Here is a 9,458-nt window from a genome sequence, read left to right on the forward strand (position 1 = left end):
AAAAGAGTACAGATCAGGACACGGTCCGCGAAATCACTGTTCGGAAGATTGCAAGGATCGTGTCAGTGCTTATTACCTATCGCCCGACTCCGATATAGGCCTCAAAGCCTGCTTTGAGAGCCGACTTTTCAGAGTATATGTTCCGTAAGTCGACCATGCGAGCCGTTTTCATACCGCTGGCTAAGTCGGATAAGTTGAGAGCGCGAAATTCATTCCATTCGGTGAGCAGAACTACGACGTCCGCATCCTTGGACGCTTCATAGGGATCTTCGATCCATTCCACACCGGGTAGAAGTGTTTGACCCTCGGATTTGCCCTGCGGATCAACGACACGAACCCGCGCACCACCGCCGATTAGGGCCGGAATGATGGACAACGATGGTGCTTCACGCATGTCGTCGGTGTTTGGCTTAAAGGTTACACCCAAAACCGCCACGGTTTTGTCGTTGAAACAATCATCGCAAACCTGTCGGATTTTTTCGATCATCCGGATCTTTATGCCTTCGTTGACGCGAATTACAGTCTCTGTGATTTGCATCGGGTGCGCATGTTCCTGCCCAATCCTCGCCAGTGCAGTTGTGTCTTTTGGAAAGCATGAGCCCCCATAACCGGGACCGGCATGCAGGAACTTGTTGCCGATCCGACCATCTAAACCGATGCCGCGCGCCACCTCTTTGACGTCGCCACCCGCTCGTTCGCACAAACCGGCAATTTCGTTGATGAAGGTGATCTTAGTTGCCAAAAACGCGTTGGCCGCGTATTTAATCATCTCCGCACTTTCCAAATCAGTCGTAAGAATAGGAAAATCTCGTAGGTACAACGGTCGGTAAATTTCGGCCATCACCTCGGCTGCGCGTTCCGTTTCGATGCCGACAACAACTCGATCAGGACGCATAAAATCGTCGATCGCGGCACCTTCTCGCAGGAATTCCGGGTTTGAAGCTACGTCGAATTTCGCCTCTGTATTAGCTGCGCTAACCACATTGCGAACTTTGCGGTTGGTGCCTACTGGCACAGTGGATTTTGTCACAATCACTGTGTACCCTTCGATTGCGCGGGCGATTTCTTCGGCGGCAGCCATGACATGGCTTAAGTCTGCGTGTCCGTCCCCGCGACGCGTTGGCGTTCCCACCGCAATAAAGACGGCGTCTGCCGAAGCTACAGCCGTTGCCAGATCCGTGGTAAAACTCAATCGTCCAGCGGCGACGTTTTTGGCCATAAGTGTGTCGAGGCCCGGCTCGTAGATGGGAACCTTGCTGGCCTGCAGCATCTCAATTTTTTCTTTAGATTTGTCGACGCATACAACGTCGTGCCCAAAATCCGAGAAACAAACCCCTGACACCAAGCCCACATAGCCTGTGCCGATCATAGCAATGCGCATTATTTAAATCCTTGTACTGGTACACTGGGTAGGCGCGCGCGTTTTCGACAGATTGGTTGGGCGATCCTACCCTAACAATAAAACTCAGTGGGTATTAGTATTGACGGAACTTTTAAATGACAACGAAGGAGCCGTGTAAAGCCCGAGGATGCATCATGTAGCGATTGACAGACGTTTGTGGTTAGGACTGACGTGTTTGTATGACGGCGTACCTTTGGCCCTTCGCTACCCTAGTAGAAAAGTGGGTTTCTTACTTATCCTCACATTTTACCAGTTGGAGTAAAAAGTGGAGCGATGTACTTTTGATCATGATGCAAACGCAAGTGGCTTGATCTAAATGCAATTGCCAGCCATTCTTACTTGGCTATCCATTTGCGACAAGACATCTGTTTTTGGGTAAGAGTGTTTTTTTACCAGGGACCTTCATTTATGCACGAAGGATTAAACTTTATTCGTAAACTGCATTCTGAAAGTGTCGGGCCTGCTGTTATTATTTCGGGATTTGCAACTGTCGCGACAGTCTTTCTTTTAATCCTGTATTTTGCAGTTGGAGAGGTTATTGCGGACTGGCTTTACAGAGCACAGATGTGGCCGTCTGTGGCTGAAGAGTTTTCCAAAAACGGGGCAACTCCATCTTTGGATTACTATGAAACGGCAATTGAAAGAACGCTTTACTATCTTTTGCTTGTTTCCGGGCTGAGTGTATTAGCTAGCTTGTCTTTTTCCCCGTATCTTACTTATGACCGACTTGTTGATGGACAGGCTGGCAGATTGTATTCGCCCGCATTTCGCGACGCGTGTATGTTGGTTTGGCTTTTAGTTATTGCGTTGGCGTTTCGTCTGCCGGGACTGAATCTGGGTATCTGGAGGGATGAGGCGTCAACTTACTTCGAGGCAGCTTCGGGAAGCGGCGCAGCCGTAGTAGGCATGGTAAAATGCGGTGAACTGAATCCACCGGGATTTTACCTGATAACACACTATGTGACTGGATGGATCGGCACCGGTGAACACGCGTTGAAGATATCGCCTTTTGTCTTTGGGCTTCTTGCGATTCCGGCGTCATACTTTCTTGCCAGAACGTCTGGTTCACGATCGGCTGCGCTTCTTGCTGCCGCGTTTGTAACAATTTCGCCGGTGAGTATTTACTATGCACAGGAAGCGCGACCAAATACGCTAGCAGCTCTTTTGTGCTGCCTCGTGACGCTTTTTTTTCTTAAGAGCCTCAAGAGTAAACATCGTGTTTGGTCACTTTTTGGCTTCGTTCTCAGTGCCAGCTTGCTCATTTATGTTCAGTATACCGGCCTCATGTTGCTTGTGTCCTTAGCGGTGGTAACGGTAGTTCTAATAATTCGCCATCCGGGCGAGGTGCCCGTTCTTCCTTACTTAATTTCTGGGTTCGCTATATTTGCCGTATATATCCCGTGGATTCCTGTTTTCTTTGATCATCTAGGGACCGGGACACCATGGACACCGGAAGCCGAGTGGTCAGACCAGCCTCGTGCCGTTTATAAAAATATAGCTTATCTGCTGCCTTGGAGCAGCGAGAAGTCGATCATCGCCAAAGCTACGCTGGGTTTTGGCACCATTGCGCTTGTTTGCGCAATAGGTTGGTCGGTTTCAGCTATCTTTCGACGGCGTCGGAAATTTAAGGCGACACCTGAAGAGGAGACGGCGACCTTCGTTTTGGGCGTAGCCCTGCTTGGGCCAATTCTTATGCTGGCTGTGTTGTCTTTGACTGGGCGCTACATGTTTTCCTTTATCCCAATCGTCAGCGCATTCTTGGGTATCTGGTTGGTTCGAGTCGGTCGCCTTTTGGATGAACGCGGTTGGCGCTGGCTGCAATCATTGCCTTTGGTTATTGTCGCGTTTTTTGTCTGGACGTTTTTCAATGTATGGGACACTGCGACGTCGGATAGATTGCCAAAATCGGGAATACCCGCAGTAGCAAACAGCATAGATCTTGCTTCAAATGAAACGCTCTACTTGCTTAATCCAGATTTCATGGGCCCGACGTTCGGCTATTATACGCGTGACAAAAACGTTCATTTTATCGGTTTCGCTAGACTTGAAGACCCTCATATTTTCAGGCCATTGGACTACGCAGATATTTGGAGCCGTGAACACGCCGTGGAGGAAACCATTGATTATTTACGTAAAGTGTCTGCCGAAGGCTATAGCCAACTCGCGCTGATTGAAGGTGGTAGCTGCAAGGAGTTGAAGGACAAAGGCCAGATGCAATATTCAAGGGTCTACGATTTGCGTGAAGAAATTGACAGAGTCCTTTCTCCGCAAAAAGTGACAAAATATCCCGCACGCATCGAATGTGTAACTGTGACAGAATATAGTTTGACGGATTTTAACGCCGGCGAATCTGCCGAAGTAATAGAATGACGAAGCTATTTTGACGGTATAGCTGCTCAGGTCTGCTTAAATCTTCACCACTTTTCTTATGTTCAAATAAATTTCATAACCCACGGTTTCAAATCTTTTGCACGGGCGGTCGAACTCTTCTGAGTGCCGTTTATCTGCTATTTTTCTTAGATTTACTGAAGTTTACTCAATAGTCGGGAGTTAGTGGATTTTGCATCATGGAAGATCGTAGGGTCTGAGCCTATGAAAACGTTGCAAACCGAATCCTTTGACCACGACCCCTAAAGTCGCTACGTTTGCCTTGTTTTTTTATTATGTGCGGCGTTCGTGTTCAGGTTTGCCGGGGGTGTGTGTTTGTGAAAAAAGTTGCAGTAAAACTTAGTATTTGTAGTCACTCTATTGGCTACGAGTGTCTCCGAATCGATACAGGGATGTTTAGTCTGAGGAGGGCCTCATGACTAATATGGGGCATGTTTCCGATGTGCCGCATTCAGTTACCCTATCCGTCGTCGTGCCGACATTTAACGAGGTGCGTAATGTCGCGGAACTTGTGAGTAAGCTCGATTCGGCATTGCGAGATATCTCCTGGGAAGTAATTTTCGTGGACGACTCCTCGCCAGACGGCACAGCTGATGCCGTTCGTCAATTGGCTCGGGTAGACCGGAGAGTGCGTTTAATTTCACGCCACAATCGGCGCGGACTGTCATCCGCGGTTGTCGAGGGTGGCTTGGCCGCCGCGTCGGACATAATTGCGGTTATGGATGGTGATCTACAGCATGACGAAACCATTCTGCCAAAGCTTTATCAAAAAGTTGAAAGCGGTGAAGCGTCTATTGCTTCTGCTAGCCGGTTCTTAGCCGAGGAAAAACCGACAGGTTTGTCTTCTGAGGCGCGTGTAAAGATTAGTAGTACAGGCATTCAGCTTGCCAATCGGCTGTTCAATCTTAACATGTCGGACCCGCTGACCGGATTTTTTGTGTTTCGTCGGGAAGTGTTGCTCAGGGCCTTACCCAACCTTTCAGAGATCGGTTTCAAAATTCTGTTGGACCTAATTGCTGCTTCACGTCCGCGTCCCAAGGTTGTCGAGGTGCCGTTTATGTTTAGAGAGCGTGTACACGGTGAATCCAAGCTGGATACGGGCGTATTGTATGAATTTCTCCTGTTCTTCATCGAAAAGAAGATCAGCCGTTTCTTGCCGCTGCCAGCGCGATTCATCTCGTTTGCAATGATAAATTGCGTTGGTATCATTTGCCATATGATGATTTTCATTGCTGCCGAAAGGCTGTTTGATGCGACATTTGCGGCCGCTCAAATCATGGCCACAATGGTTGCGCTTACCTTCAATTATTCTGCTAACAATGCGATCACCTACAATGATCGGCGACTACGGGGAATCGATTTTTACATAGGCTTCGTGGTTTTTGCGGTGCTCTGTTCGGTTGGAATTTTCGCCAATATTGGCGTCGCGACCATGCTTCACGATCAGTACACCGATATGATTGATCTTGCTCCGGCAATGGCTGGCGCTCTTGTTACGGTGGTTTGGAACTATGTCGCAACTCAGGCGTTCGTTTGGGGCCAGGTTCGATATCCGGTTCTTGCGTTGCGTAAAAGCGAGAGGGCAAAACCATGACAGATGCAATATTGAATGACCTGCATGCTGAACCGTCGAAAAGCGAGGATCAAATAGCTGGGGCAAAAAATACAGACACCAAACTTGTTGCTTCAGGTCGTGGAGTTGGCGGTTTCGACCCGAGTGCGTCGGTTCAGTACGAAGAGACGTTTTCAAAAATTAGCTTTGTTGCGTTGCTTAAGCGTCACGAAAAGTTGGTTAAATATTTCATAATTGGATGTACTGCGAGCGCAATTGACGTGCTTTTGTTTCTGATCCTTTACAACGTGGCCGGTACTAGCGCTCTTGTCGCGCACTCTATTTCGGTTCCGACATCAGTATTATTCAGTTTTTTCGTTAATACCCGTCACAACTTTAAAACCAACGATTACCTTGTTCTGCGACTTGCCTGCTTTATTATCGTCTGCGGGATCGGTTATGTCGCAGGCTACGGTGTAATTTTCGCAGCGCAGTCTATCGGCCTAGATGCCAACGCAGGAAAATTTTTGTCTTTGCCTCTCGTGTTTGTCGTCCAATACTTGCTGAATTCGCGTGTCACCTTCCGTAAATTCGGGGTGAGTGGGCAACCTTCTGAAAATACTTGAAAAACGGTTCGTTAAGATGAAAAAGCCAAGAGTTTGTATCATTGGTGGTGGTTTTACAGGCTTAACTGCAGCCTATCGGCTTAGTCAAAAAGGCGTGGACGTTACCATTTGTGAAGCGTCAGAACGGCTTGGAGGGCTTGCCGCTGGTTTCGAGCTTGCAGATTACAGTGTCGAACAGGCCTATCATTTTCTCTACAAAACGGACGAATATATTTTGTCTCTAGCCGATGAGTTGGGCTTGAGCGATAAGTTGACCTATCACAAGTCTTCCGTCTCGACTTATTATGACGGGACCCTTTACCCGATGGAGACACCGCTCGATCTAATTCGTTTTAGACCGCTTAGTTTCGTAAATCGGATTCGCGCTGGTGTCAGTGTGCTTTGGCTTCAACGCGAGAAAGATTGGCGGAAACTGAGTGACAAGACTGCTTTGGAGTGGCTTAGAAAGTATGCCGGTCGACAAGTCACAGATGTGATTTGGGAACCTCTACTGCGCGGAAAATTCGACCGCTACTATAACAAGGTTACGATGTCGTGGCTTTGGGGACGTCTCTTGCAACGGGTAGAAAGTCGCGACAAACAGGCTGGTGGCGAGGTTTTAGGATACTTTGATGGTGGTTTCAAAATCATCGTCGATGCGCTTGAAAAACCTCTACGAGACTCTCACACGGACATCCGGTTAAAAACGCCGGTTAAAAGTATTTCACACGACCCCGACACAGATGAGGTCATAATTACAACCGACGAAGCTGGAGAGGAGCGTTTTGACCGTGTCTTAGCAACGGTGCCTAGCCATATTCTGGCGCGTATGATCGCTCCTTATGAAGAGCGCGACCCTATGTATTTCAATCGCCTCCGCAGTATCGATTATCTTGATGCGGCCGTTCATGTTTTTGCCACCCCCCAGAAATTCACCAAATACTACTGGCACAACATAAACTCTGAGAATGCGCCTTTCGTTGTGTTTCTGAGCCTGACTAATCTTGTGGGAAGTGAACGATTTGGCGGCCTTAACATCTATTATATTGGCGACTATATTCCGCCAGAGCATGAATATATGTCAATGAAGCCGGAGGATCTGAAAGAGCGCTGGTACAGCGAGATCAAAAAGATATTCCCCGATTTTGACCGCGACGATGTAGTTGACGACGGAATTTTCCGCCTGCGAAATGCACAGCATATCGTCGACATTGGCTTCGAAGAAAACAAACTTGTCCCGCATCAAACCCCATGCCCTGGGGTTTTCATGTGCAATTTCTCGCAGATTTATCCGATGGACCGAGGAACAAATTACGCCGTGCGCGACGGAAACCGCATGGCTGAACAATTGCTGCATAGTTTACAAAAGCGCAGTAAGGGCGAGCGTGAGGAGACGCCTGTAAAACCGCCGCTTACAGTTCTCGAAACAGCCAGTAGTCGTAAACGCCAGACAAGTTCCGCGAAGTGAGGAATATCCGAAACCAGAAAATCGGGGTTACTCATGGTACAGAAGCAACAAACGTCGCCTGTTCAGAGCGCCGGGAAAACTGCGGTCGCCCCAGCGCGTTTCAGATTGTTTAAACTTACTACACTTTTTCTATTGGGTGTGGGTTTAATTGCGATCGCCGTATTTGCAGGGTTCGAAATCGGCAAACGTGAATTTTTTCCTTACCGCGTGTTCGAGAAAGTTGACCGGCGCATCGAAAAGGCTGCGGCCAGGCTTGGGTCTGGACAGGCCGCGGTTTTTGAACTTGAACGCCTGCCTTCGCACCTTATCAATCTTGAAGCTGAAGTCGCGCAAGTACCCGTGGAGCGTGTGAGCCCATACCATACAATCCGCGAAAATGGCGGTGGCTTGACGTCCTTTGGATCTGACGTTTTGCTTCTTCCGTACGACGGGCGCATCTACGCTGCCAGCTCCGCAGAGGATGTACGCCCGACGGAAGTAACCGTTCCCGACACTTACCGATCCGCGTACGAAGCATTGGCTAGTGATCCGGATAATGAAAAATACGAAATCCGTGCAGGGTATCTTCGATACAATGACCTAATCCAGTTTTCTGGACCAGATGGCCCGACGCTGGCGATTTCCTATTCCGAGTACCACCCTAGTCAAAAATGTGTAACCAATACGGTAGCCTTGTTGCCACTGGGTACTGCGGTTATATCGATTGATGAGGTTCAGGCTGCGGCCGCTGATTGGCAAATAGTTTACCGAACGGCACCCTGTTTGCCTCTGAAAACCCGACATCTGGCGATTGAGGGCCATATGGCGGGCGGAAAACTCGTTTTCGAGGCCCCGTCAACGCTCTTCATGACCAGTGGGGACTATCATTTCGACGGAATGCGCTCTGAGGCGGGGCCGGGTATCGCACAGATCCCCGACGCAGAATACGGAAAGATTTTAGCTATCGATGTGGCTTCCGGTGAGGGAAAAATCGTTTCGATGGGTCACAGAAATCCGCAGGGATTAACACTCACGCCAACCGGTGAAATGTATTTACTTGAACATGGGCCGAAAGGCGGCGACGAACTGAATCTAGTACGCGAGGGCGCCAACTATGGTTGGCCTCTGGAGTCTTATGGATTAACTTATTGGGATTCCGGTAAAATACCGGGCTCGTTGAGTTACGGTCGACACGGTAATTTTGAACGTCCAATTTATTCATGGGTGCCGTCAATTGCAGGGTCCGCCCTGACACACGTCGAAGGTTTTCACCCATCCTGGGACGGTGATTTGCTGGCTGCAGCGTTGCTCGATGGTTCACTGTATCGGCTTAGGGTTGCAGAAGGTCGGGTGGTTTATTCCGAAAGGATAGAAGTCGGCACGCGTATACGTGACGTTCATCAGCACAGTGACGGTCGTATAGTTCTTTGGACAGACGATCGAAATATTATCTTTTTGACGGGCGCGGATCGGCAGAGCCGGTCGGAGCTGTTTGCTACAAGTGTTGAGCGACAAGGACTTTCAAACCATGCGGCGAAGCGTCTGAAAACGTCGATCAGTGCTTGTGTCGAATGCCATTCGTTCGAAGTGGATGATCACGCGCGTTCCCCCAGTCTTGCTCGCATTTTCGGTAGCGAGATCGCGTCGACCGATTACGATGGTTACTCTAGTGGTCTAAGCGCCCATACAGGCGTGTGGAATGAAGAAACACTGACGGAATTTCTTAAGGATCCACAGGCTTTCGCTCCCGGAACACCAATGCCTAAACCTGAGTTCAACGACAATCAATCGGTGAGATCTATGATTGCTTACCTCAAATTGGTTAGCGAATCCTTTTAACATTTCTGCGCACTTACAACATCTGCGCGATTCTCCGTTGTGATAGGGTGAAAACATGGCTTTAAGCCAACTCCAGAAATGGGCGAGTAAAGGTCAGGTCGTAATAAGTTAATCCGACCTACTGAGCAGCCTCATCTGACTGGTCCAAATTGATTGTTAGTGCATCGTCGGCCTGTAGTCCATTGGGATGATGGTTTCAGGCGCTGGCGGGCGATAGCCCAGTGC

The 9,458-nt window shown here is 48.9% G+C and carries 6 protein-coding genes; 5 read left to right on the forward strand and 1 reads right to left on the reverse strand.

Translation table 11 applies throughout. The annotated features are described in order from the left end of the window. Positions 1-76 precede the first annotated feature (76 nt). Positions 77-1,381, reverse strand: coding sequence for a UDP-glucose dehydrogenase family protein (locus ACR0DG_RS21055; RefSeq protein WP_480700405.1), 1,305 nt, complete (start codon positions 1,379-1,381; stop codon positions 77-79). Positions 1,382-1,810: 429 nt separating this feature from the next. Here ACR0DG_RS21055 and ACR0DG_RS21060 point away from each other — a divergent pair, with 429 nt between their 5' ends. From ACR0DG_RS21060 to ACR0DG_RS21080, 5 genes are all read left to right on the forward strand, one after another. Then, complete coding sequence (locus ACR0DG_RS21060) at positions 1,811-3,772, forward strand: glycosyltransferase family 39 protein (protein WP_480700404.1); 1,962 nt, start codon at positions 1,811-1,813, stop codon at positions 3,770-3,772. 433 nt (positions 3,773-4,205) lie between these two features. Continuing rightward, positions 4,206-5,384 (forward strand): glycosyltransferase, encoded by a 1,179-nt coding sequence (locus ACR0DG_RS21065; protein ID WP_480700403.1) that lies wholly within the window; start codon positions 4,206-4,208, stop codon positions 5,382-5,384. Further along, positions 5,381-5,968, forward strand: coding sequence for a GtrA family protein (locus ACR0DG_RS21070; RefSeq protein ID WP_480700402.1), 588 nt, complete (start codon positions 5,381-5,383; stop codon positions 5,966-5,968). Before ACR0DG_RS21065 ends, ACR0DG_RS21070 begins: the two co-directional genes overlap by 4 nt. 16 nt (positions 5,969-5,984) lie before the next feature. After that, a complete protein-coding gene (locus ACR0DG_RS21075; protein ID WP_480700401.1) occupies positions 5,985-7,415 on the forward strand; it encodes an NAD(P)/FAD-dependent oxidoreductase in 1,431 nt (476 codons plus the stop codon). A 33-nt stretch (positions 7,416-7,448) separates the two neighbouring features. Next, positions 7,449-9,233, forward strand: coding sequence for a PQQ-dependent sugar dehydrogenase (locus ACR0DG_RS21080; protein ID WP_480700400.1), 1,785 nt, complete (start codon positions 7,449-7,451; stop codon positions 9,231-9,233). The last annotated feature ends 225 nt before the right edge of the window (positions 9,234-9,458 follow it).

Source organism: Ruegeria sp. BG8 (assembly GCF_056538325.1).

Coding starts and splice junctions, on each gene's coding strand:
- ACR0DG_RS21055 (WP_480700405.1), bottom strand. CDS start 1,381: ATGCGCATTGCTATGATCGGCACAGGCTATGTGGGCTTGGTGTCAGGG.
- ACR0DG_RS21060 (WP_480700404.1), top strand. CDS start 1,811: ATGCACGAAGGATTAAACTTTATTCGTAAACTGCATTCTGAAAGTGTC.
- ACR0DG_RS21065 (WP_480700403.1), top strand. CDS start 4,206: ATGACTAATATGGGGCATGTTTCCGATGTGCCGCATTCAGTTACCCTA.
- ACR0DG_RS21070 (WP_480700402.1), top strand. CDS start 5,381: ATGACAGATGCAATATTGAATGACCTGCATGCTGAACCGTCGAAAAGC.
- ACR0DG_RS21075 (WP_480700401.1), top strand. CDS start 5,985: ATGAAAAAGCCAAGAGTTTGTATCATTGGTGGTGGTTTTACAGGCTTA.
- ACR0DG_RS21080 (WP_480700400.1), top strand. CDS start 7,449: ATGGTACAGAAGCAACAAACGTCGCCTGTTCAGAGCGCCGGGAAAACT.